Origin of the sequence: Gardnerella bivia (genome assembly GCF_049262715.1) — a bacterium.
In the GTDB taxonomy this organism is placed as follows: Bacteria; Actinomycetota; Actinomycetes; order Actinomycetales; family Bifidobacteriaceae; genus Bifidobacterium; species Bifidobacterium vaginale_A.
This window is the reverse complement of the sequence record NZ_CP058399.1, coordinates 512,310-536,591: the sequence shown is the minus strand read 5'-3', so window position 1 is coordinate 536,591 and position 24,282 is coordinate 512,310. Positions and strand designations below refer to the sequence as shown.

17 protein-coding genes are annotated in these 24,282 nt (G+C 34.7%); 1 reads left to right on the top strand and 16 read right to left on the bottom strand.

Features of this window, described 5'->3' with window-relative positions; genetic code table 11:
* Positions 1 to 5: 5 nt before the first annotated feature.
* Genes HXT27_RS02355 through HXT27_RS02320 form a run of 8 tightly spaced genes read right to left on the bottom strand, consistent with a single transcriptional unit; the run spans position 6 to position 10,542 of the window.
* Complete coding sequence (locus HXT27_RS02355) at positions 6 to 1,376, bottom strand: THUMP-like domain-containing protein (protein ID WP_103043329.1); 1,371 nt, start codon at positions 1,374 to 1,376, stop codon at positions 6 to 8.
* A 52-nt stretch (positions 1,377 to 1,428) separates the two neighbouring features.
* Positions 1,429 to 3,474 carry a Stk1 family PASTA domain-containing Ser/Thr kinase gene (gene pknB, locus HXT27_RS02350; protein WP_075523622.1) on the bottom strand — a complete coding sequence of 682 codons (2,046 nt, stop codon included), beginning with the start codon at positions 3,472 to 3,474 and terminating at the stop codon, positions 1,429 to 1,431.
* Entirely contained in the window at positions 3,471 to 4,436 is a 966-nt protein-coding gene (locus HXT27_RS02345; RefSeq protein ID WP_103043330.1) for a serine/threonine-protein kinase, read from the bottom strand. Before HXT27_RS02345 ends, pknB begins: the two co-directional genes overlap by 4 nt.
* A complete protein-coding gene (locus HXT27_RS02340) occupies positions 4,433 to 5,899 on the bottom strand; it encodes a peptidoglycan D,D-transpeptidase FtsI family protein (protein WP_075523620.1) in 1,467 nt (488 codons plus the stop codon). The genes HXT27_RS02345 and HXT27_RS02340 overlap by 4 nt, the downstream gene beginning before the upstream one ends.
* Positions 5,892 to 7,481, bottom strand: coding sequence for an FtsW/RodA/SpoVE family cell cycle protein (locus HXT27_RS02335; protein ID WP_103043331.1), 1,590 nt, complete (start codon positions 7,479 to 7,481; stop codon positions 5,892 to 5,894). The genes HXT27_RS02340 and HXT27_RS02335 overlap by 8 nt, the downstream gene beginning before the upstream one ends.
* Positions 7,478 to 9,277 carry a PP2C family protein-serine/threonine phosphatase gene (locus tag HXT27_RS02330; RefSeq protein ID WP_103043332.1) on the bottom strand — a complete coding sequence of 600 codons (1,800 nt, stop codon included), beginning with the start codon at positions 9,275 to 9,277 and terminating at the stop codon, positions 7,478 to 7,480. Before HXT27_RS02330 ends, HXT27_RS02335 begins: the two co-directional genes overlap by 4 nt.
* A gap of 5 nt (positions 9,278 to 9,282) precedes the next feature.
* A complete protein-coding gene (locus tag HXT27_RS02325; protein ID WP_075523619.1) occupies positions 9,283 to 9,813 on the bottom strand; it encodes an FHA domain-containing protein FhaB/FipA in 531 nt (176 codons plus the stop codon).
* A gap of 27 nt (positions 9,814 to 9,840) precedes the next feature.
* Positions 9,841 to 10,542, bottom strand: a complete 702-nt coding sequence (locus HXT27_RS02320) for an FhaA domain-containing protein (protein ID WP_075523618.1) — start codon at positions 10,540 to 10,542, stop codon at positions 9,841 to 9,843.
* A 211-nt stretch (positions 10,543 to 10,753) separates the two neighbouring features.
* Between HXT27_RS02320 and HXT27_RS02315 the strand changes: the two genes are divergently transcribed.
* Positions 10,754 to 11,497 carry a phosphatase PAP2 family protein gene (locus HXT27_RS02315; RefSeq protein ID WP_103043333.1) on the top strand — a complete coding sequence of 248 codons (744 nt, stop codon included), beginning with the start codon at positions 10,754 to 10,756 and terminating at the stop codon, positions 11,495 to 11,497.
* Between the two features lie 103 nt (positions 11,498 to 11,600).
* On the opposite strand, the gene mscL is transcribed toward HXT27_RS02315, so the two are convergent.
* From mscL to dnaA, 8 genes are all read right to left on the bottom strand, one after another.
* Complete coding sequence (gene mscL / locus HXT27_RS02310; protein ID WP_075523616.1) at positions 11,601 to 12,011, bottom strand: large conductance mechanosensitive channel protein MscL; 411 nt, start codon at positions 12,009 to 12,011, stop codon at positions 11,601 to 11,603.
* A 16-nt stretch (positions 12,012 to 12,027) separates the two neighbouring features.
* Complete coding sequence (locus HXT27_RS02305; protein ID WP_103043334.1) at positions 12,028 to 12,531, bottom strand: DUF3566 domain-containing protein; 504 nt, start codon at positions 12,529 to 12,531, stop codon at positions 12,028 to 12,030.
* Positions 12,532 to 12,761: 230 nt separating this feature from the next.
* Positions 12,762 to 15,467, bottom strand: coding sequence for a DNA gyrase subunit A (gene gyrA, locus HXT27_RS02300; protein ID WP_233186133.1), 2,706 nt, complete (start codon positions 15,465 to 15,467; stop codon positions 12,762 to 12,764).
* A gap of 69 nt (positions 15,468 to 15,536) precedes the next feature.
* Positions 15,537 to 17,612 (bottom strand): DNA topoisomerase (ATP-hydrolyzing) subunit B, encoded by a 2,076-nt coding sequence (gene gyrB, locus HXT27_RS02295; RefSeq protein ID WP_103043335.1) that lies wholly within the window; start codon positions 17,610 to 17,612, stop codon positions 15,537 to 15,539.
* A gap of 273 nt (positions 17,613 to 17,885) precedes the next feature.
* Positions 17,886 to 18,344 (bottom strand): DciA family protein, encoded by a 459-nt coding sequence (locus HXT27_RS02290; protein WP_103043336.1) that lies wholly within the window; start codon positions 18,342 to 18,344, stop codon positions 17,886 to 17,888.
* Positions 18,341 to 19,819 (bottom strand): DNA replication/repair protein RecF, encoded by a 1,479-nt coding sequence (recF, locus tag HXT27_RS02285; RefSeq protein WP_103043337.1) that lies wholly within the window; start codon positions 19,817 to 19,819, stop codon positions 18,341 to 18,343. The genes HXT27_RS02290 and recF overlap by 4 nt, the downstream gene beginning before the upstream one ends.
* Before the next feature lie 220 nt (positions 19,820 to 20,039).
* Positions 20,040 to 21,161: a DNA polymerase III subunit beta gene (dnaN, locus tag HXT27_RS02280; RefSeq protein ID WP_103043338.1), complete on the bottom strand. Its 1,122-nt coding sequence runs from the start codon at positions 21,159 to 21,161 to the stop codon at positions 20,040 to 20,042.
* 607 nt (positions 21,162 to 21,768) lie between these two features.
* Complete coding sequence (gene dnaA / locus HXT27_RS02275) at positions 21,769 to 23,904, bottom strand: chromosomal replication initiator protein DnaA (RefSeq protein ID WP_233186134.1); 2,136 nt, start codon at positions 23,902 to 23,904, stop codon at positions 21,769 to 21,771.
* Between the last annotated feature and the right edge of the window lie 378 nt (positions 23,905 to 24,282).

The window sequence follows — 24,282 nt, the reverse complement described above, 5'->3', positions numbered from 1 at the left end:
ATTTCTTATTTTTCATTTTCTGGTTTTGCAAAAATTAAAATATGATTATTTTGCGAATCAGTTGTTGCAATAATACGCATTTGCATACCATCTTTAATTCGTAATTTCTTACGCAAAGAATCTACAGACATAGGAAAATTACGTACTACAATACTCGCATGAGTTATTCCATTTAAAGCTTGCTTTAAATCAAGTTTATTCATAGTACAAATATTTGTAACAGCTAACATTTTCCCAGGAAATTGTTTTACAGGATTTTTAGAAACAAAAACATGACTATTTTGTGCTATTTGATTAACTGAATACATATGCGTTAAAAGTTCAAAACATCCAGATTTCATAATAGATGCATTTGGCTCATAAACGTAATTTGCGTATTCTTTTAAAAAGTTTTTTGATTTTCCCACACAAGTTGAAATTGACGATTCAACAGCAGACAGACCGAACTCGCTAGTTTCAGATTCACTAGCAGATTCACAATCAGATTCACTCGCATCAATTGAATCGTCTAAGAAAACTTCTATGCGAGCAGACTTTAAATCATATTTCGCGCAAAAAATAGTGTGCTGATCATCATTCACACAATGAACACGAATATTAGTATGTATATTATTATCTAAAACAACAAGTAATTCTTTACATTCATTATTGCAAGAAACAATATGAACTTGCGAAACGTTACCTTCAAAATCAGATATAGTCTTACGCCAATCTAACATTGGAGAAAGTTTAACTATAACAAAATCAGATACATCAAGTAATTTATGTTTTAGTAACAATACATTTGGCGTACAATCCTCAATAGCATAAGTTCGAGAACCATGCGAATCACGTCTTGCAGGGTCTATATAAATCATAGTTGCTTTATGAATCGCATTAAGAGCAATAACACTATCTTCATTAAAGCAATGCACAATATTTTTGCACATAACACTAATATTATGTTGAGCAATACTAGCTAATTCACTCTGTTGTTCAATATAAATAGATTCATCAAACAACTGAGAAAGTATAGTGAAATCTACTCCAAATCCTCCAGTTAAATCCACAAACGTTGAATGATTTTCTGGTATTGATTTAAGTAATTCTCTAGTTAAAGATTTCTTATATTCTGCAGTAAATTGTGACGAACATTGCTCTAAAGAAAGATGAACTGGATATATCACATTTTCTAAAGACGCCCATAGCGGCAGCTTTTCTGATGCGATTTTCCGCCCTGCGATTTGATTAACAGCAAAAACAGTATCTACTTTAGAATTTTTTGATGCTTTTAGAGCAGCAACATCAGCAGGCAAGCTCAAATTATCCTCAATAAATTTAAGCGTATGAGGATTAGTTTGAACTATTTTTTGAGGTTTCTTTAACTCTAAAAACATAATTTATTCTTGCGTAAATATCTCCTTTAAGTTTTACTCAAATTCACACAATCTAATTTCCATTGCCAGAAGGCGTTTGAGATCCGGAATGATTTCCGTTCGGATCAGTAGGAGTAGTTGAAGCAGACGGCGTAGTAGTAAGAGTAATCTGAGAACCCTTTTCTAGCTTAGTTCCTTCAGCTACAGACATTTCAGTAACAATGTCATCATCAGTCGCACCGGCACTTAAAATAACCTTAAATCCTCTAGATCCAAGAATCATCTTTGCCTGTTTAACTGTAGTTGTTCCAAACGCAATATGAGGAACTTCAACTTTTGAACTTCCTGAAGAAACATACAACTTAATAGAACTATGCGGCTCTACAACGCTACCAGAAGAAGGATCTAAACGTATTACTGAACCTTCAGGAACAGAATCTGATTCCTCAGTTGTAGTGTCTGTGCTAAAACCAAGACTCTGCAATTGGCTAATAACACTATCTTTAGGATGACCAACCATATTGTCAGGAACTTTAGTCATTCCAGAAGAAATATAAAGTGTTATAGAAGAACCTTTATCTGCAAACGATCCTCCAACTGGATCAGTTCGAGTTACATGATTCTTCTTAACATCAGAACTATCTTCCACACAAACACTAGATACCTTAAATCCTGCTTTAGTCAATGCTTTACGAGCATCTTCTTGACTTTCATTAGTTACATCAGGAATCTTAGTAGATTGCGGACCAACAGAGAACCAAAGAATTACCTTCGATCCAACAGCAACACGCTCCCCTCCTTTAGGAGATTGCTTTGTAAGAGTTCCTTCAGGCTGAATAGACTTAGTATCTTCACGAATATCTGCTATCAAGCCAAGCGCACGAAGTTTTTCTCTAGCAGCATCTTGAGTAGTAGATTCTCTAAAAGTAGGAACAGTAACTTCTCCAGTATTACGCCCCTGTATGAGCACAATTACCAAACCGAGTATAACTGCAAGAGCTACAAACACGCCGATTATAGAGCCAAGCACTACCTTCTTTCTATGCTTAGCTTGAACGGCTGCACGCTGAGCTGCTCTAGTAGTAAATGTTCCTGTATTATTTGAATCCTCTCCATATTGTTCTATAGGATTAAAACTCTGAGTTGATGCTGTGTCTATTGCACTCATAGTTTGAGTAGCAGACATTTCCGCTTGCTTACGAGATTTTATATTCGCGAGATCTGTTAGAGGATTAAATGCTGCTGCAGCGGGCACACCACCATTCATAAAAGCAAGAATATCATTCTTAAATTCTGCAGCAGTAGCATAACGATTTTGACGATCTTTAGCCATTGCCTTAGCGCAAATTTTATCCCACATAACAGGTAAACCTGGCACTAAGGTACTAACAGGTGTTGCAACTTCAGAAACATGCTGGTAAGCGATTGCAACAGCAGAATCGCCTATAAAAGGCGGCCTTCCAGTGAGCATCTCATATAACACGCATCCTGCTGAATACAAGTCAGATCGCATATCAACTTGCTCTCCGCGAGCTTGTTCAGGAGATAAATATTGTGCAGTACCAACAACACCTTGAGATTGCGTCATAGTAGTTGCAGAATCATCTAGAACACGAGCAATGCCAAAGTCCATGACTTTAACAATCCCTTGTTCGGAAATCATTATATTTCCAGGCTTAATATCCCTATGAATGATTCCCATTCTATGAGAATATTCTAAAGCATTTAGAACGCCCAACATGATTTGCTCAGAATCACGTTGGCTCAACGCTCCATTCATTTTAAGAATATCTCGAAGTGTTTTTCCTTTTACATATTCCATTACTAAATATGGCAAACATTCTTCAACGCCATTATCGGTTACAACTGACTCTTCTCCAGAATCATAAATATTCACAATATTTGGATTGTTCATTTGAGCAATAGAATGTGCTTCTCTTCTAAATCTAGATAAGAAAATCTCATCTGTAGCTAAATCAGAACGCATTATCTTTACAGCAACAGTTCTACCCAGCCTACTATCTTGCGCTATTCTAACTTCAGCCATACCGCCGCGACCAATGAGTTCTCCTAATTGATATCGGCCATTCGCCAATGAAGTTGGCATTGTACTACTCATTGCTGCTCCTTGCGATTATTGGTATCAAAAATATCGATTATATTTATTTTTGTTTGAGGTAAACTTTTTATTCGACGGGGCGGTCTTGAATTCTGCGAATTAAGCACCGACGTCTTATCTTCAAAAGCCGTCTGTTGATCTAACAATCTTCGTTCAATTTTAGAAAGAACTTTTGCAACTATAAGAGCGTCTTGAGGACGATCTTTAGGATCTTTTGAAAGCATTGACATTACAAATTGTCTTAATTGCAAATCAATAGTTTCAGGTAAAGGCGGTACAGGATCATTTACATGTGCAGCTGCAATATCAACTGGAGTAGCTCCAGTAAAAGGCCTATGGCCACACAATCCTTCGTAAGCTACAACTCCAAGAGAATAAATGTCTGACTGAGCAGTAGCTTGTTCACCTTGTGCTTGTTCAGGAGAAATATATTGTGCAGTACCAACAACCATTCCATCTTGGGTTATTTGTTCTTGATCATTAGAATAAGAAACGCCAAAATCAGTGATTTTCACACTACCAGTTTTAGAAACCATAATATTTGCAGGTTTAACATCTCTATGAATAACTCCATGCGAATGAGCTATAAAAAGTCCTCTAGCAGTCTGAATAAGAATTGGCAACAATCTAGTTGGCTCAACAACTTTTTCTTTACGATACAAATCAGCAAGAGATTTACTTGGAACGTATTCCATAATAAGGAATCCAATTCCATCATGCTCATAATAATCAAATAAAGCAGCAATATTAGGATGCGCAAGATTAGCAGAGTTATGAGCTTCAGCGCGTAAACGTCTTAATTTAGCTTCAACATTAGAAGTATCTGTTCTTAAAGCTTTAATAGCAACAACACGACCAAGTTGTATATCAAAGCCTTTCCAAACTTCTCCCATGCCACCTTGTGCTAAGCGATGATCAAGGCGATACCTATGATGAACTAATTGTCCTTCTATAAGTTTCATTTCGTAAGCGCCTCCTTCATCACCTTTTGCATAATTGGTCCTGCTGTTACAGTTCCAAATGAGTGAGAATTATGAATAACAACTGCTATAGCTATTTTAGGGTCTTGAGCCGGAGCAAATCCAATAACCCAACCATTTAATGATTCTTTATGAACACCAATTTGAGCAGTACCTGTTTTTGACGCCACAGGAATATTTGGCAAAGATAAGTGAGGATTACCCTTAGTTACAACAGACTGCATCATATTTGTTAATTTTACAGCATTATCAGCACTCATAACTTCACTCATAACAGTTGGCTTTGTTTGAGAAAGAACCGATAAATCACTAGACCTTACACAATCCACTAACGTAGGTTTCATTAACACACCTTTATTCGCAATTGCAGACGCAACCATTGCAGCTTGCAAAGGTGTAACTACTACATCTCCTTGTCCAATTGACTCAATAGCTAACTTATCAGGCGTTGGCTTAATTGGTATCCTAGATGTTACTGCGCGCATAGGGAAACCAGTAGAATCTGAACCATCAACTGTAATAGAACTGAAGAATCCAAATTTTTTAGCTTGTTGCGTTATAGCATCAGCACCTAAACTCACTCCAAGCTGAGCAAAAGCAGTATTAGATGAATAAGCTAAAGCATCTTCTAAAGAAATTTTCCCATCATTTCCATTTGCTTGATATACAACATTCATTAACGAGGTTTTAGTTCCAGGAAGAATATAACTTGAGCCTGCAGGAATAATACTGTCTGGCTGATATTTTCCAGACTCTAATGCAGCTGCTGCAACAACAGTTTTGAATATTGAACCAGGAGCATATAATTCAGATATTGCTCGATTAAGCATTGGATTATTAACATCTGAAGTCAACTTATTATAAGAACTATTAACTGAACCTATATTATGAAGAGCTAAATTACTCGGATCATAACTTGGAGTGCTTACCATTGCTCTAATCTTGCCAGTTTTAGGCTCTATCGCAACCAAAGCTCCATCTTTATCTTTAAGTAATTCGTAGGCTAGTTTTTGTAGTTTAGGATCTATTGAAGTTTCTATCGAAGCACCTTTATTTGCTACACCAGTAAATAACGACTTAAATTTTTGCCAGAACAAAGCATGAGAATCACCACTCAATAGCTCATTGCGTGAAGCTTCAATACCTCTATCTGCACGTTGACTGATAGAAAAATATCCAGTTATAGGAGCGTAAAGTGTTCCTTGAGTATAATATCTTTGATACGCAAAAGCATCTTTAGAAGGCTCTGATTTAGCCAAAATAGTCCCATCAGATGCCAATATTGAACCTCTAGGCGCTCCAAATTCGTTATATAAAGCACGCCTATTACGAGGATCTGAATTTAACGCGTTCGCTCTTATAGAAGTGATTGTCATACTTGATATTCCAAGAATAACAAACAAAATCACTACTGTAGCAAAAAGTTGTTTTAAGCATTTATTCATCACTATCACCCCTATTTGCAGAGTGATTGTTTATATTAAGAGATGGAACTACTAATTCAGGCCATAAGTCATCATCTAATTGCCTATTTTCATACAAATCCGAAGAACCAGAATCCGAATCCGAAGAACCAGAATCCGAATAAGATGAACTCTCATCGCTATCTAAATCATCATAATCTTCGTTTTCTTGTTCTCTATTTTGAGCAGCATCAGCACGCTCTTGTAATTCGCGCTCTCTTAACGCAGCTAAAGCTTCATATTGGAACGTATCAGACATCACAGCAGCTTCAGGCTTATTAGCAGCGTTAGAAATCACAACAAGAATTGCAACAAGAATATAATTAGCTACTAGCGAAGATCCTCCAGCAGCCATATAAGGCATTGTTAAACCAGTTAATGGAATAACTAATGTAATACCTCCAACAACAGTGAAAACTTGGAAAGCCATTGTAAAAACTAAGCCAGACGCTAATAATTTTCCAAATCCATCTTTAATTTTCATAGCTGTAATAATGCCAGAAGTAATAATTATCAAATAAAGCATCAATATAGCTAATAATCCAGTAAGTCCTAATTCTTCTCCAACAGAAGCATAAATAAAATCTGAATTAGCTAAAGGAGTAAGAGAAGGATGTCCTTTACCTAAACCTGTACCCATTGTTCCACCAGATGCAAGTCCAAAAAGACCACTTACAATTTGAGCAGAACCTCCAGGGAACCTATTGTAAATTTGCGAATCAAATGGATGTAACCACGCATCAACTCTATATTGAACATGCGCAAATAGTTTTACAGCAGCAAAACATCCTATCATGAATGCTATTACGCCAATTGCAAGCCAACTTTTTCTTCCTGTTGACACATACAACATCGATACGAACATAGCAAAGAACATTAAGGAAGTTCCTAAATCGTGTTGAATAACTAACACGCCCATAGAAATTGCCCAAACTATAGCTATAGGTCCTGTATCTTTCAATCTAGGAAGATGAACTTTAAAAATCTTCATACCACCAACAGCAAGACGATCTCTGTGATTAAAAAGATACGCTGCAAAGAAGAACGATAAGAATAATTTCGCAAATTCACTAGGTTGAAGAGTATGTTGACCAAAACCAACCCAAATTCTCGCTCCACCGATTTCTTTTCCAAAACCAGGAATCATAGGAGATAAAAGAAGCACAATACCTATAACCATGCTTACATACGAGAATCTTCTTAAAATACGATAATCATCAATAAAAATCACTAATAAAATCGAAAGAACTAATGCAACACAAACCCATATTAGTTGTTTAAGCGCCACATGCGTACCAAGTTGCTTATCAATACGAGCTATCATCGCTGTACCAATAGCAGTCAAAATCAACATGCAAGGTAATATAACTTGACTTGCAAATGGCTTTTTAACTAATAAAACTCCCCATAGAATCAAGTAAAGAATCGCAACTAATAAAAGCATTGAAGCGAATTGAGTTGTTATATAGCCATCTATTCGCAAGAACATTTGAATGAATATAATGCTTGCGATTAACATTGAAAATACTAATAACGCTACTTGTCTAATACGAGTAAAAGTCATGAGTTGTGATCCTCCTGACTAGTACTGTCACTTTTATGATCATTATCTTTATCTGAATCGCCATCAGATTTTTGTGACTCTTGATTATTGGAAGAAGACTTACTGCCACTATTACTATCTGAATTATCTTTCTTATCTGAATTATCTTTCTTATCTGAATCTTCAGAATTATTAGATTTAGTATTTTTACCGCTATCACGCAATTTTTCTATTTCTCTAGCGTGCATTTCACGACGAATTAAAGCAGCATGACCTCTAGCTTCAGAAAGACTACTAACAGTAATACCAGTTTTGAGTTGCTCTTGCCAAGATTTATCAAGATTACTTACGATTATGTCAGTTGATTCAACTTCATGAGATAAAGCTAAACCGAATATATTCGTTGGTACACCTTGATAAATAGCAACACGATTATTGTTGCTACCAACGTAATATTGCATTTGAGTCCAAGCATAAACTCCATATCCACATGCACATACAATAATTACAACAAATAGTGACGCTAAAGCGACTCCTATTCTAGTCCAACGTCGACGTAAATGATTTGCTTTATGCGCTTCGTCCTGTTCACGCTTTACAGCACGCGCAACATCAGGATCTCGAGGATCTGTGGAAATTTTCCCATTTTTCTTAGCAACAACAGGTATTTCATTAGTATCTGGAGTATACAAATCACTAGAATCTTCACGAATATGCGATGGCTGAACTAGACGAGTTGCCTGCTCAATATTAGAATTATCAGAAGATTGATCGCTATTTTGAGCTAAAGCTGCAGCTCTTTTAGCAGGCGAATTATCATCACGCAATGCAGGAGTAGAAGCAACAGCTTTATTAACAATATCTGCAATAGATTCCAAATCTAAACTAGCAGCTCCACCAATAAGAGGAGTTTGATGAGGTAAATCAAAAGCATCAGCATCTAAAGCCAAAGTAGCATCCGCAATAACAGCAGTAACATTATCAGTGCTGCCTGCACGAAGTGCCATAGAAACAAGTTTTTGAGCACATTCTTCCTGGTTAGAAATAGTGCTCATAACCTCTTGAATAGTAGAATCCTCTAAAACTCCACATAAACCATCTGAGCATAAAAGCCAACGATCAGAAGGATGCGCAACACGTATTGAAATATCTGGACGAGGATCAATATCAAAATCACCCAATACTCTCATAACAACATTTCTTTGAGGGTGATTTCGAGCTTCTTCAGGAGTTATATGACCCATATCAATCAAATGTTGAACATAACTATGATCTGAAGTTATTCTCATAAGATGATTATCTCTCAATAAGTATGCTCTAGAATCCCCCAAATGAGCTAAAACCCAATAACTACTTACAAGAGATAATGCAGTAACAGTTGTACCCATTCCTGCTAATTTACGTTCTCGCTTAGCTTTACCCACTATTGCATCGTGAGCTGCCATAATAGAAGTTTCCAACATATCAGAAACTTTTTTAACATCATTTGGGCGAGAATCTTGTTCTATATGAGCTAAAGATCTAATAGCAATAGTAGAAGCAGTATCTCCACCAGCATGACCACCCATACCATCGCAAATTGCAGCAAGATGTTCACCAGCAAATGCTGAATCTTGATTATTACTACGAACTGTACCAACATCACTTACAGCTGTAGCATACATGAATAAAGTCTTATCTATAGAAAAAGAATTATTATAATTTTCTGATTTAGCTTCTTTTATTTCATCAGATTTATTTTTAAATGAATCTTCGATATTTTTATAATCAGAATCATCTATATTATTATTGGTCATATTTGAATCAGAATGAGCCATATGTATCACCTCAATTCAAACATGGTCGCGCCAATACGCACAGAAGTCCTAGGCTTTAGTACAACTGGCTCTGTTACACGAGCATGACCAATCATAGTTCCATTAGTACTTCCCAAATCTTCAAGAACCCATGATTGAACACTATTGTTGAAATAAACACGAGCATGATGAGATGAAACAAATTCGTCATTTAATACAACAGTATTAGATGCAGATCTTCCTAATGTAACTCCAGACGCATTTAATGGGAATGAAGATCCTGCTAAAGGCCCGTCAATAATAACTAAAAGTGTAGGACCATTATTATGAGGTGACTTGTTATGCTGCTCATCATTTTGCGAAATATTGTTACGAACCTTATTATTAGACTCGGAAGCGTAATTAGAACGCTTATTTTTGTCCATCAACTTCTTTTTACGAGGACTAAAAATTTCAATATCCTTATGCAAAGACCGAATAGCACACCACACAAAAATCCAAAGTAAAGCTAATAAACCATACTTCAGTATTGCAAATGTAAGTTCAGTAAAAATCATGCGCGTGCTCGTCTCTTAGAAGTTCTCTTACTCCTGATCTTGCGAGGAAGCCCAATAGAGTATGCGAGTTCTACCAATGGTAATCGTATTGCCATCAACTAAAGTAGCTGCTGGAACTTGATGACCTTCAACAAAAGTACCATTCGTAGAACCAAGATCCCTAGCAATCACACCATCTGGAGTTATATTGATATTAAGGTGACGGCGAGAAATACCAGGATCATCAATAACAATATCGCATCCAGATCCACGACCTAAAATAGTGTTATCTTTAGTCAACAAATACTGATTTCCATTGATTTCCAGCATAGGATGATTTTGAGATTGATCTTCTGTAGTAACAGGAACAGCATTACCTTGAACAGATTCAGAAGATAATTGGAAATTGCCTTTTGTTAATTCCAAATCTTCCTCAAAAATAACCACAACAGGACCGACAAAAGCATAATGCTGACTTTTAGCATATTGAGTAAGATTATCGGCAAGTTCATTTGCCAATGCTTCACTTCCCCATTGCTCAATATGATCAAAATCAGGTGTACTCAACTTAAAACGATACTCATTAGGAGCAACCGTATGATCATGACCAATTGGCATGGCTTCAGAATCAATTTCTCGCTCCAAAGCACTAGAAAGATCTACAGGTTGTAAATCTTTAGAGCCAAATTTGGCGAAGACACCGTTCATTGCACCTTCAACGCTTTTCTCAAGTCGGTCAAGCACGCTCATTATAAACCCTTTCTATCTTTTCAACATAGTACTCGTCACCGGGTACGGTATTCAACATTCCATATTTTTATAATAATTTTTATAATAATTTTTAACTCTCAAAAACAAATATTAAGGTTTATATATCAATATTAAAGCCTTATCAAAGTATTCATTATTAGTTATAGCTTATTCACCTTTTAGCATAGTTAATGTAGTACTCTTAAATAATATGAATACTTATAATAATGAAAATTCGAATTTTAAAAAAGTTATGCAATGCTTTTTGTATTCTATAACGTTTTTACTAGCTGTTGCTTTTCCTATTATAGGTAAAGCAATATTGACAAATCCAAAAGAAATTGCTTATGAAAATTCTATAGTCGCTTTATTCCATAATAATTCTCCACATTTTTTGTATTCAATTTCTCATGTTATAGCAATAATTTTCTCAACTAAATGTTGCATTCTTATATTAGTTTTATTAGCATTAGCATCTCTTTATATACATAAAAATTATAAAATTACTATTGTTCAACTCCTTATATCATTACTTCCGATGATATACGTTTTTGCAGTTAAATTTGCTGTTCATAGAAATAGGCCAAATATAGGAATATCCGTTCAATTACCTCCAGATCCAAGCTTTCCTAGTGGTCACACTGCTGCAGCTGTAGCAATTTGCACGATGATCATGTTAATTGTTTATCTTAAAAAACCTACTTTCCTTCAATCAGGATTGTTTATAAGTGGATTTGTTGTGATTATTGTTGCAATATCCAGACTTATTGTTGCAGCACACTTCCCTACAGATGTTCTAACTTCAGCTATTATTTATCCGCTATTAGCAACAACTATTTTCTACATGTTTCAAAAACGTGGTTTATATGAATCAATTAAAATCAATAAAATAAATGGATCAGATATATTGAATAAAGTAGAAAACACTGAAATAGAAAACACTAGCGAAAAATAGAAATAACAAAATAACAATAAAAGTAAATATCCTCTCTAACTTTTGAACATCTTTTTGTGTTAGAGAGGATATTTTTCTTTACTAAATCTAAACTAAATCTAAACTACTTATTCGCTAACTCACTACGAATATCTTTCAATAGTGAAATTATTTCTTTTTCGCGAATCTCTCGTTTCTCTTCTTCAGTTTTTTCTTTATCTATTTGCAACAAATTCGCGCTAACTTCTCTTAATTTATTTATAGGAAGAACTATACAAAAATATACAGCTGCAGCAACAATAATGAAGTTCAATAAAGCACCTATAACAGCTCCAAAAGATATTGTTGCTCTGTTAAACGTAATTGTAAGAACACCATTAAGCTCTGGTTTTCCACAAATCATAGCAATTAAAGGGTTAATTATGTGTTTAACAATTGCTGTTACAACTGAAGTAACAGCGCTACCCATAACAACACCAACAGCCATATCAATAACGCTGCCGCGAGAAATAAACTTCTTAAATCCCTTTAACATAATGTTCTAAACTCTATCAGTCATCTCCCAAAGTGAGATGAACTCCTCCAACTAATGCTCCAACAACGTTATAAAGCAAAGAAACAATCACAGAAAGAACAGTAGCAACTAATATTTCAACAACTGAAAATATAGTTGTCGCGCTTAAAACAGCAGGAAGTGAGAATACGTCTGCAAGATTAAAACCATTAGTGTCTAAACCGGTAGAAGATACAATCTGCGTTACTTGATCAAAAACACCAACCATGTTCAAGAACACCCATACTAAACCTGCAGCAATAACTTGAATAATTCCTACAGCAACACTCAGCAAAAATGCTACTTTAGCTATAGACCAAGGATCAACCCTAACTAAAGAAAGGCTCATTCTACGTGCTCGTGGACGATGCGAAGAATGCGCTCTTTTTTTAGTCTGAGAAGAAGCCACTCCTCCAATAGTACGAGGCATTGCACCACCACTATTTTCAGATGAATACGCTCCAGAAGAAGCTGTACGCACTGGTTCATAATCCTCGCTCATGAATTATTCCTTCTCTTATATTTGTTTAGTCAGTACAAGAAGTTTTAATAACTCTATAATGTGCTGATTAAGCCTATTTATTGCTTATTTCTAATAAAAAAGAGTATCAGTCGAAAAGGACGTGCCATTAGACTGATACTCTTTAATTTTCACACTTTATTAAAGTTTATTATTCTTTATTTAAGTGTTTAATAATAATTATTTAATTAAGTATTAAATATTTTTAATTATTAAATACTATTATTATCTGTATCTTCGCTAGATTCGTTCATAGTGTGAGATTCATTTATTTCTTGACTCTCTTTTACTTCTTTTGAATCAAATTCAGAAGATTCTTGATTTTCAACTATCTCAGGATTTTCTTCATCTTTTTCTTCATTACGAGCTATAGAAATAATCTCATCACCTTTATCTGGCTTAGCAAGTGTGACACCTTGAGTAGTTCTTCCAGTGCGCTTAACTTCATTCACATCTGAACGAATTACTTTTCCAGATTTCATAATTGCCATTACTTGATCTGTTTGTTCAACAATCAAAGCACCAACCAAAGAACCGCGTCCCTCTGCAAGCTGTACAGCTTTAACACCATAACCATTTCTACCTTGCAAACGATATTCTTCAATAGCAGTCCTCTTAGCAAAACCTTCATTTGTAACAACAAGAAGATCTTTACTTGTTTCAGCAGCAACTACATCCATATCAAGTAATTCATCGCCATCTCTAAATCGCATACCTTGAACACCAGCAGTCTGACGTCCCATTGGGCGAAGTTGCACATCATCAGCTCTAAACTTCAAACTCATTCCAAGCTTAGAAACGAGAATAATGTCATCTTCTGAATTGCAAAGTGCTGCACCAATAAGTTCATCTATTGGTTCACCAGTTTCTTCATTAGACATTAAGCGAACTGCAATTAAACCACCTTGACGAGGTGAATCATATTCTTGCAAAGAAGTTTTCTTAACTTTTCCAGAACGAGTTGCCAAAACCAAATATTTAGCAACATCATAATTTGGAATTGAAAGAACTGTTTGAATAGTTTCTCCTGGAGTGAATTGCAATAGGTTAGCAACATGCTGACCCTTAGAATCGCGTGAACCTTCTGGCAATTCATAAGCTTTCAAACGATAGACTCGACCACGATTAGTAAAGAAAAGCAACCAATTGTGAGTAGATGTTAAGAAGAAATGATCAACAACATCATCTTCACGAAGCTTTGCACCTTTAATGCCTTTACCACCGCGATGCTGAGCACGATACTCATCAGCCTTAGTTCGCTTGATATAACCTGCTCGAGTTACTGTTACAACAACGTTTTCTTCAGCAATAAGATCTTCAACATTCATTTCACCAGAGAATGGGAGAATCTTAGTTCTGCGTTCATCGCCATATTTTGCAACTATTTCATCAAGTTCATCGCCAACAATTTTGCGTTGACGTTCTGGGCTTGCCAAAATATCGTTATAATCAGCAATTCTACGCATCAATTCTTCATGCTCATCTAAAATCTTTTGACGTTCCAAAGCTGCAAGTCTACGAAGTTGCATAGCAAGAATAGCGTCAGCTTGTACATCATCGACATCAAGCAAATTCATTAAGCCTGTGCGAGCAGTATCAACATCTTTAGATTGACGAATTAAGGCAACTACTTCGTCAATCATATCTAGGGCTTTCAAATAGCCTTGTAAAATATGATCTCTTTCTTCGGCTTCGCGCTTCAAATAACGAGTACGACGATCAATTACTTCAAGCTGATGAGTTACCCAATGACGAATAAAAGCATCTAAACTCAAAGTTCTAGGAACGCCGTCAACCAAAGCAAGCATATTTGCGCCGAAAGTCTGCTGCAATTGTGAATGCTTATACAAGTTATTTAAAACAACTTTTGGTACAGCATCTCGCTTAAGAACAAGAACTAAACGCTGACCTGTACGACCAGATGTTTCATCTCGCATATCCGCAATGCCTTGAATTTTGCCATCACGAACAGCTTCACGAATAGAAGCAGCTAAGCGATCAGGATTAACTTGATATGGTAGCTCAGTAACAACCAAGCACATTCTTCCCTTAATTTCCTCAGTATTAACTACTGCGCGCATTGTAATTAAGCCGCGTCCAGTTCTGTACGCTTGCTCAATTCCCTTATGACCTAAGATAGTTGCTCCAGTAGGGAAATCAGGTCCTTTAATACGCTGAATTAAAGCTTCAAGTAATTCTTCTTTACTTGCTTCAGGATGATTCAAAGCCCAGTGCACACCATCAGCCACTTCACGCATATTATGAGGTGGAATATTTGTTGCCATACCAACAGCAATACCAGCAGAACCGTTAACTAAAAGATTTGGAAAACGTGCTGGAAGAACTGTAGGTTCTTGAGTTTTACCATCATAATTAGGCAAGAAATCAACAGTGTCTTTATCAATATCTCTAACCATTTCCATGGCTAAAGGTGCCATACGACATTCTGTATAACGCATTGCTGCTGCAGGATCGTCACCAGGAGAACCAAAGTTACCTTGACCATCAACAAGCATGTATCGCATAGACCAAGATTGAGCCATACGAACTAAAGTGTCGTAAATAGCAGAATCACCATGAGGGTGATACTTACCCATAACGTCACCCACAACGCGAGAGCACTTATTATATCCACGATCCGGTCTATAACCGCCATCATACATAGCGTAAATAACGCGGCGATGAACAGGCTTCAAACCATCACGAACATCAGGTAAAGCGCGCTCAACAATAACAGATAATGCGTAAGCTAAATAAGATTCACGCATTTCTTGTTGCAAATCCATATGCTTTACGCGAGCACCCTTCATTAAGCCATAATCAGTATTATCTGCTTCTTGTGGGCTTTGTGGCTCCATTGATTCGTCCGGCAGCTGCTCTTCACCATCATTATTGACGGAGTTCATTTCATCTACCAATGTAATTCCTTTTTCTTACGATTCGAAGTATTTTTGCACTTATAAAATATTTACAAATATTTTTAAGATTTAAGCATCAATGAAACGTGCATCATGAGCATTTCGCTGAATGAAAAGTCTACGAGGCTCTACTTCATCACCCATAAGCATTGAGAACGTTTCATCAGCACGAGCAGCATCTTCAATATGAATTTGCTTTAAGATTCTATGATCAGGATCCATAGTAGTTTCCCACAATTCCTGATAGCTCATCTCACCTAAGCCCTTGTATCTCTGAATACCTTCACCCTTAGGAAGTTGACGACCAGCAGCTTTACCTTCTGCTAAAACTCTATCTCGCTCAGCATCAGTATAAACAAAATCATGTGCTCCCTTACTCCACTTTAAACGATAAAGCGGAGGCATAGCTACGTAAACGTATCCGGCAGTAATCATAGGACGCATGTATCTGAAGAACAAAGTCAAATTCAATGTAGCAATATGAGCACCATCGACATCAGCATCAGCCATAATAATAACTTTGTGATATCTAACTTTGCTTAAATCAAAGTCTTCACCGTAACCACCGCCAACAGCAGTAATTAAGGATTCAATCGTTTCTGATTTCATCATTCTGTCTATTGAAGCACGCTCAGTGTTAAGGATCTTACCACGTAAAGGCAAAATTGCTTGAGTAATAGGATCTCTACCTTGAATTGCTGAGCCACCTGCAGAATCACCCTCTACTATGAATAATTCGCACTCTTCAGGATTATTTGATTGGCAATCCTTCAATTTATCTGGCATTCCAGCAGTTTCAAAAATAGACTTTCGTCTAGTATTCTCGCGAGCTTTCTTTGCAGCTAAACGTGCACGAGATGCTTCAATTGATTTTTGAATAATATTCTTTGCTTCACTTGGATGAGCATCAAACCAATCACCGAGTTTTTCAGTCATAACTCGCTGCACAAAAGTCTTAGCTTCGGAATTTCCAAGCTTAGTTTTTGTCTGACCTTCAAATTGAGGAGTGGTAAGTTTTACTGAAACAACAGCAGTTAAGCCTTCGCGAACATCGTCACCAGAAAGATTAGTATCTTTTTCTTTTAATATATTCTTTTCACGCGCATAACGATTTACTAAAGTAGTAAGAGCTGCACGGAAACCTTCTTCGTGAGTTCCACCTTCAGTAGTTGAAATTGTATTAGCAAAAGTATGAACTGCTTCAGAATAAGCAACAGTCCATTGCATAGCAATTTCTGCAGAAATACCAATTTCAAGATCTTCAGCCTCAAAATCAATAACATCTGGCTCTACTGGAACAGCTTTACGAGATTTAACTAAATAGTCAACGTAATCTTTAATACCATGCTCGTATCTATAACTCACACTTCTATGTTTATCTTCATTACTAGATTCAGCATCCCCTGCTACTTCATCACCTGCTTCATCAGGCTTTCGCAAATCAGTTAAGGAAATTTTTAATCCCTTATTAAGAAATGCCATTTGCTGGAATCTAGAACGTAATGTTTCAAAATCATAAATAGTAGTTTCAAAAATTGCAGCATCTGGCCAGAATGTAACAGAAGTACCAGTTGATTCACCTTCTGCCATTGGCTCACCTTTAGCTAAAGGAGCAGTTGGATGCTGATTTATATAAGTTTGAGTCCAATGGAATCCTTGACGTCTAACTTCAATATCTACTCTTGTAGAAAGTGCATTAACTACAGAAATACCAACACCGTGAAGACCACCTGAAACAGCATAACCGCCGCCGCCAAACTTACCACCTGCGTGAAGCTTAGTCATAACTGTTTCTACACCAGAAACACCTTCTCCAGGTACTTCATCAACTGGAATACCACGTCCATCATCAACAACTCTAATTGCATTATCTGGCAAAATCGTCACTTCAATGTGAGAAGCATAACCAGCTAAAGCTTCATCAACAGAGTTATCTACGATTTCATAAACCAAATGGTGTAATCCTCGAGGACCTGTTGAACCAATGTACATACCTGGACGAATACGCACTGCTTCCAAACCTTCGAGCACACGAAGATCACTAGCATCGTAATGTTCAGGAGCAAGCGAATCATCAAGTTGAGCATCATCTAACTTATGCTCATCATTGATTTTCTCTATCGAATCGTCTTCCATATTTGACAACTTCGATCCCTTCCCGTATTGCCTCGCAAAATATGCTATTCACAAGGTCGATACACGCTAGAAAGCACATAAAAGGGGGTTCTAGCGATTGAACTATAACATACGACATTCTACACATATACCCTGACGGCTTAAGAATAAGAGCCATTGTAAAGATTTGGCTTTATATAGCGAAATATAAAGATTAAAATACTAAATAACAATATTAAAAAATAAAACTAGAAACCAAAAAACTAAGAACTAAAAACTAAAAACAAAAACTAAAACTAAAAACTAATGTTTTTTATCAGTTGAAATAACTAACTTTATATTTTTAATATTTTTTATACTCTTTTCCTCTATTTTTTTAAGAATAATTTTTTTAGATGAATTAACTAAAAATTTTGTAATTGTATAAGCAGACTGATTATAAGCGCTGATAATTAAAGTTTCTTTATCTAAATCTTCAACTTTGCTAAATTTTGCATTATATTCACCAATAATATTTGGCCATAGCTTATTTAATTTAGAAATTGTAAGGAATTTGTCCCAATTATGATTATGAGCAAATAAGTCTAAAACAGAATTTAATTTGCTAGGATCTCTTCCAGGCTTACCAAAACTTTCCCAAGAATCCTCTTGCTTTTGATCTCGCTTTTCTAATTTTTCTCCCTTATTTTTAATAGGTTCAAAAATAAGTGATGGTAAAACTCTAGTATCAAGATTCAAAATTAAATGTACAGGCTTCTTCATATTCTCTCACCATTGTTTTCTTTACTGCTTACATCATTTGAATCACTACTACTCGAACCACTACTTGAATCACTACTACTCGAACCACTTAAATTTCGCTTAGAAATAACTTCATCGATAATACTTTTATGACTAGAATCAATGTTTTGAATAGTATTATTAAAATTATTTTCACAAAAAACTAATTTAGAAACATCAATAAAAGAATCACTTTTTATAACATCATTTTTCGGTATATCACTTAATGAAGCAACAGTAATAAAAACTTGACCTTTATTACGAATAAAATTGACTATTTGCAATCTACGCGACTCATCTAATTGAGAAAAAACATCATCTAAAATAATAATAGGTTTTTGATTATTTTTATCTTCTAAAGCCTTAAATAAAGACATTTTCAGAGCTAAAGCAATAGTCCAAGACTCTCCATTAGATGCAAAATCTCTAGCATCAAATCCGTCAAGTTCTATAGAAAAATCATCACGATGAGGGCCAATAAGATTACATCCTCTAGCAACTTCACCAGCATAGATACGTTGAAAATGCTCACTTATTTTTGAAGCACAACTTTTAAATAAATAATCACTATTTTTTTCGCCAACAGAAACTTCACCATTTGTATCACGGCAAAAAACGCCATCAACATTATAATCAAGATTACAGTTATTTTCACCATTAGCATCGCTAAAAACATCAAAAACTTCTTCAAAAGAAGGATTATAAATTATATTTGCATTTTGCTTACAGCTAGTTATTTCACTTATAATAGATGAAAAATATTTTGAAAGTTCTTTGATAATTTTTATGCGATTTTTAGTTATGGAAATACCAACTTCAATCAATCTTCCAGTCCAAATTTCCAAACTTGAAAGAGAAACATTTACAGAATTATTTGATAATTGTTTTAATAAAGCAGTTCTTTGCTTAGCAATATGCTTATATTCTTGAATAAGTCTAGAGTATCCAGATATCAGTAAAACTCCAGCTTGATCTAAAAAAGTTCTACGATTAGAAGGATCTCCTAATACTAAAAACTGATCTCTTGGAGTAAAAGAAACAGATGGTATTAAGCCAACAACATCTCGCATATAGATAGATTTTCCAGAATTTATACGAGCGCGATTAGCTCCTCTAGAATTCAAAGTAACTTCATAAGTATAAATTTCGTTACAAGAATCGTTTAATTTTTCATTGTCTAATAAATTCTTATTTTTAAAAGTATTATTTAAATCACTTAAACTATTTAAATTATTAACATTAAAACGAATAGTTGCAGAAGAATTTCCTTTTTTAATAAGTGGAGTTGTTAAAGAAGTTCTATGACTTACTCCAGTTGAAATAACTTCAATAGCTTCAACAATATTTGTTTTACCTAGACCGTTATTACCATAAAAAACATTAATATCAGGATTGCAATCAATTACACAATGATTCCATGATCTAAAATTATCTAGAGCAATAAGCGAAATATGCATTATTCCTCCTAAAAAAAATTGCTAATCAAAATCTTTTAAAACTAATGTTTTTTTATATTCTAATATTTTTATTTTATTATTTAATGATTTATTTATTCTTATTTGTTTTCTAAATAAAAATATTTACCTTTGAATGATATTTAGCAGAAAATTTAAGATTATAAATAATCTATTAAAACATCATTCAAAGGCTAAGAATCTAATATTTTTATTGCTATTTTTATCGTGGAAGCATTGGAACAACAAGATAACGATAAGTTAGAGATTCATCTCCATCTATTTCTTGTTGTCCATTAAATTCTACTGGTTTAACAGCTGTTTTTATCTTCACATGAACGTATGGCTCAGTAATATTATTTAATCCTTCAATTAAGAAATTAGGATTAAATTTAACTTGAATATCTTCTCCATCCATGTCAATGTTAATGCTCTCTTTTGCTTGTGATTCATTTGAATCTCCAGCGAAAAGAGTTAGCTCTTGACCTTCAAATGAAAGAGTAATAGAAGGATCTCTACCTACGACTAGTGAAACTCTTTTAATTGCGTTAATAAGATTTTGTTTATCAATAACAGCGTGAATAGAATATTCTTCTGAGAATAAGAGATCTAAAGAAGGAAATTCGCTATCAATAAGTTGAGCTGTAGTGGAATGATATGAATTTTCAAATCCTAAGAGATTAGGATCTTCAGCATTAAGATTTATTAAAACATTGCTATTATCGTTTAAAGATCTAGATATATCTTTAAGTAAAGTGCCCATAATAAGAGCTTCAGTGTTTATATCTTGTTTTTCTGGAGTCCACTTAAAAGATGCTCTAGATAGCCTATATCTATCAGTTGAAGTCATAATAACAGAATCATTTTCAAAGCGAACATGAATTCCTCTAAGAACAGGTCTTTCATCGTCACGTGAAATAGCTACAGAAGCTTGATTAACTGCTTGAATAAAAGTAGGTGCATCAACTTGACCTAATTTTTCAGGCATTGTAGGAAGATCTGGATATTCACTTTCAGGCATTAGTTGCAAATTAAAAGTTGATTTTCCAGAAGTAATAGTCAAAGTAGTTTCATTTGAGGATAATGTTGTTTTTTCGTTAGGTAGAAGTTTAGTTATTTCGGCTAATAGGCGACCAAGAACTAGTATGCTTCCATCTTCTTCAACTTCAGCTTCAATATGGTTTTTGCTTGAAACTTGATAATTGAAAGCAGAAAGGTTTAGAGTACCATTTGATGCTTCAATTTTTAATCCAGCAAGAATAGGGTTTGCTGGTCTAGAATCTATGATTCTTGTGGTCCAAGCTACTGCGTCTGCAAAGGCTTCGGAATTAACTTCTACTTGCATACTTCCTCGTTTCTTAAAATCTTAATTTAGTTTAGCGTAAGGTGTTACCCGAAATCTTTTCAAAAGCTGATATAAAAAATGGTTGGTTATTACTTTAGTTATTAAATAAAATAAAAATAATATTCATATTAAGCATCGTGGATATGTGGATAACTAATAAAAATCAAGAAATAAGAAGGCTTATCCACAAAAAGAGAATGTGCATAACTTGTGGAAGTCAATGTGCATAACTTGGCGACTTATCCACATTCGAAGCTATTTCTTGGCGTATCCACATTTTAAAGGCTTTTATTAACTTGTTATCCACATTTTTTAGCGGCGTTTTCCACGACTTATACCCAGGGTTTACCCACATTTGTTAATAAATATGTGGATAACTTTTTATTTTTTTATTAACTACCCAATAATAAGTTTGTGGAAAACCGCTTTTTATAGTTAAAAATAAATCAAAAATTCAGCGTAAAAAGAAAAATTCGTAAAAATTATTGAACAAAATTCTCTCGATTATTCTCTCGAATATTTTTGCGAATAATTTAGCTAATATTCTATCGAATAATCTCGCTAAAATAATCGCGAATAATCGTATAAATTCGATTTTAATAAAATTCTAATTGTTTTGCTCCGAATTTTCTTCGCTATTTTTCCCGTCTTCATCAGGAGCATTATGTTGCTTTAAACGAACAGTTAAATCAATAACATAGTTATAAATTTCCTGTTTTTGCTTCATTTCATCACTAATTCTCGTATAAGCATGCATTACAGTAGTATGATCTCTACCGCCAAAAACTTCACCAATATCGACTAAGCTCATGCTAGTCATTTCTCTAGCAAGATACATTGCGATTTGACGAGATAAAGCTACATTTTTAGTGCGTGTGCGACCAACTATTTCGTCAAAAGTAAGATGAAAATATTTCGCAACTTGACCAATAATATCAGTAGGACGAATTTCAATATCTGATGCAAAAAAATCCTGTAAAGCTCTTTCAGCAAGAACTCTACTAACAGGTTGATTACTTAATGATGCAACAGCAGTAACTCTAGTTAAAGCTCCTTCAAGCTCTCGAATATTTTGAGTAAAACGTTCAGCTATAAGATCGAAAACTTCAGCAGGAATTTTTACAGAATTTGTTGAAGCCATCATTTTTAAAATAGCAATTCGAGTTTCTAAATCAGGTGGCTTAATATCAACAGTTAAACCAGATTCAAATCTTGTAATAAGTCTAGATTCAAATCCTCGCAAACGTTTAGGAGCAACATCAGAAGCAATAACAATGCGCTTATTAGCTTGATAAAGAGCATTAAAAGTATGGAAGAATTGCTCTAATGTGGCTTCTTTACCGCCTAAAAATTGAATATCGTCAATAAGCAAAAAATCAACCTCTCGATATTTTCTATTAAACTCGGAGATTTTATTTTGACTTTCATTAGGAACTCGCAAAGCATCAATAAAATCATTTGTAAATTCCTCACTTGTTACATATCTAACTTTTAGTGAAGAATCTTTTACTAAAGCATAATTTCCAATAGCATTAAGCAAATGAGTTTTACCTAATCCGGATCCTCCATAAATACACAAAGGATTGAAATCTTTTCCGGAACCTTCTGCAACAGCCAGAGCAACAGTTCGCGCAAAACGATTTGAATCTCCCGGAACAAAATTATCAAAAGTAGCGCAAACATTTAAATGAGTTTTAGGATCTGTTTTTACAGAAACAGATATTTTTCCATTACCCTTATTGTTAGTTATTGAAGAACCAATGATTTCTGGTTTAAAAACAGAAAATCCAGTAGATAAAGGAAAAGGTGGCTGTATTGGTATAGAATTATCGTCTTCGTTTTCGCTAACGTTTTCGCTAACGTTAGCGCTATCGATTTCGATAATATCTTTATTTTCGCTATAGTTTTCGTTTTTGTTATTTATATCTTCTTCGTTTACACTAGCATCTTTATTTTCGCTATTGCTGTCTTTTTTGTTATATCTATTGTTTCTGTTATAGACATCGTTTTCGCTATATCTATCGTCTTTGACTTCAGTAACAGTAAAATCAGTTTCTTTTAAATCTGCGAAGTTTGGAATTTCATCAACAGGTTTTCTGCCATAATCATCTAACTCAGAATAGCCATAGTATGGGTCTAAAATATATCGTTTTGCTTCAGATTCATCAAATGTGTACTTTCTTACTTCTGTAGTTCCGGATTCAGAAGTGTAAATAGTTGAAGAAAAGTTTGATTTTGAACCTGTTAATGAGTTGTTTGCATTACTAACGCTGTTTTTTGTGATATCTTTGCCATATTGGTCAATGCTTCGATTATTTTGATTAAAGATTTGAGCGTCTTGAACGTTTAGATTATTCTGTATATTTTGATTGTTTTGAGCGTTTTGAACGTTCAAATTCCTGTTATTTGTATTAGTTTGATTATTATTTTCAGAAAAATTATTGTTATCTTCAGAAAAACTATCGTAAGGCTTTACAATCTTAAAAGCAGGAAACATATCTTTTCCTGTGCAGATCTTTAATGCCACTAGTAATGGCTCATTAAGCTCATTTTGAAGTGCTTGCTGAGCAGTGGCACTTGTAACGCATAAAACAATAGTAGTGCCATAAATTGCCTCAGGATGAACACCTTCAAACCAGCTTTTATCTCTAGCACTTAGTAAAGCATTATGTTTTAATACACTAAGCGTATTGGCCCATACAATAGCAGCTTGTGCTACTGGGTCGCTGAATGCATCAGACATACCACTCCAATCCAAAACGCCTAATTAAGAAATCCTAAATTCATTGCGTGTATAACATTTTTGCGCGTAAGAAAAAGAACTTCAATAGAACATGTTTACTACCACCCTGTGAAGTTATCCACAGCCTCGCGTGTTGAAAATATTGGATTGTTAATAACATGCGTGTAATTTGTGGATAATTTTTTGAATGCTTAAATTATCGAATTTCTAAAGTTTTCTAGGGCTTTCGTATTTATTTACAAGTAATTTAGTTATTTTATTTAATAGAAAATATCTAAGTTAATTTATATAAATTCTGTTTGAAATATGAATAATTTGTGTAATAATTGATTGAGTTTTTTGCCTTTTGGTGAGGGGTAATAGTAATTTAGTAGAGCT

What these genes read in the sequence shown, in the direction of transcription:
- HXT27_RS02335 (WP_103043331.1), bottom strand. Translation starts at nt 7,481, where the DNA reads ATGACTTTTACTCGTATTAGACAAGTAGCGTTATTAGTATTTTCAATG.
- HXT27_RS02330 (WP_103043332.1), bottom strand. Translation starts at nt 9,277, where the DNA reads ATGGCTCATTCTGATTCAAATATGACCAATAATAATATAGATGATTCT.
- HXT27_RS02345 (WP_103043330.1), bottom strand. Translation starts at nt 4,436, where the DNA reads ATGAAACTTATAGAAGGACAATTAGTTCATCATAGGTATCGCCTTGAT.
- HXT27_RS02305 (WP_103043334.1), bottom strand. Translation starts at nt 12,531, where the DNA reads ATGAGCGAGGATTATGAACCAGTGCGTACAGCTTCTTCTGGAGCGTAT.
- dnaA (WP_233186134.1), bottom strand. Translation starts at nt 23,904, where the DNA reads ATGTCTGATGCATTCAGCGACCCAGTAGCACAAGCTGCTATTGTATGG.
- HXT27_RS02290 (WP_103043336.1), bottom strand. Translation starts at nt 18,344, where the DNA reads ATGAAGAAGCCTGTACATTTAATTTTGAATCTTGATACTAGAGTTTTA.
- HXT27_RS02340 (WP_075523620.1), bottom strand. Translation starts at nt 5,899, where the DNA reads ATGAATAAATGCTTAAAACAACTTTTTGCTACAGTAGTGATTTTGTTT.
- mscL (WP_075523616.1), bottom strand. Translation starts at nt 12,011, where the DNA reads ATGTTAAAGGGATTTAAGAAGTTTATTTCTCGCGGCAGCGTTATTGAT.
- HXT27_RS02325 (WP_075523619.1), bottom strand. Translation starts at nt 9,813, where the DNA reads ATGATTTTTACTGAACTTACATTTGCAATACTGAAGTATGGTTTATTA.
- dnaN (WP_103043338.1), bottom strand. Translation starts at nt 21,161, where the DNA reads ATGCAAGTAGAAGTTAATTCCGAAGCCTTTGCAGACGCAGTAGCTTGG.
- HXT27_RS02320 (WP_075523618.1), bottom strand. Translation starts at nt 10,542, where the DNA reads ATGAGCGTGCTTGACCGACTTGAGAAAAGCGTTGAAGGTGCAATGAAC.
- pknB (WP_075523622.1), bottom strand. Translation starts at nt 3,474, where the DNA reads ATGAGTAGTACAATGCCAACTTCATTGGCGAATGGCCGATATCAATTA.
- HXT27_RS02355 (WP_103043329.1), bottom strand. Translation starts at nt 1,376, where the DNA reads ATGTTTTTAGAGTTAAAGAAACCTCAAAAAATAGTTCAAACTAATCCT.
- recF (WP_103043337.1), bottom strand. Translation starts at nt 19,819, where the DNA reads ATGCATATTTCGCTTATTGCTCTAGATAATTTTAGATCATGGAATCAT.
- HXT27_RS02315 (WP_103043333.1), top strand. Translation starts at nt 10,754, where the DNA reads ATGAATACTTATAATAATGAAAATTCGAATTTTAAAAAAGTTATGCAA.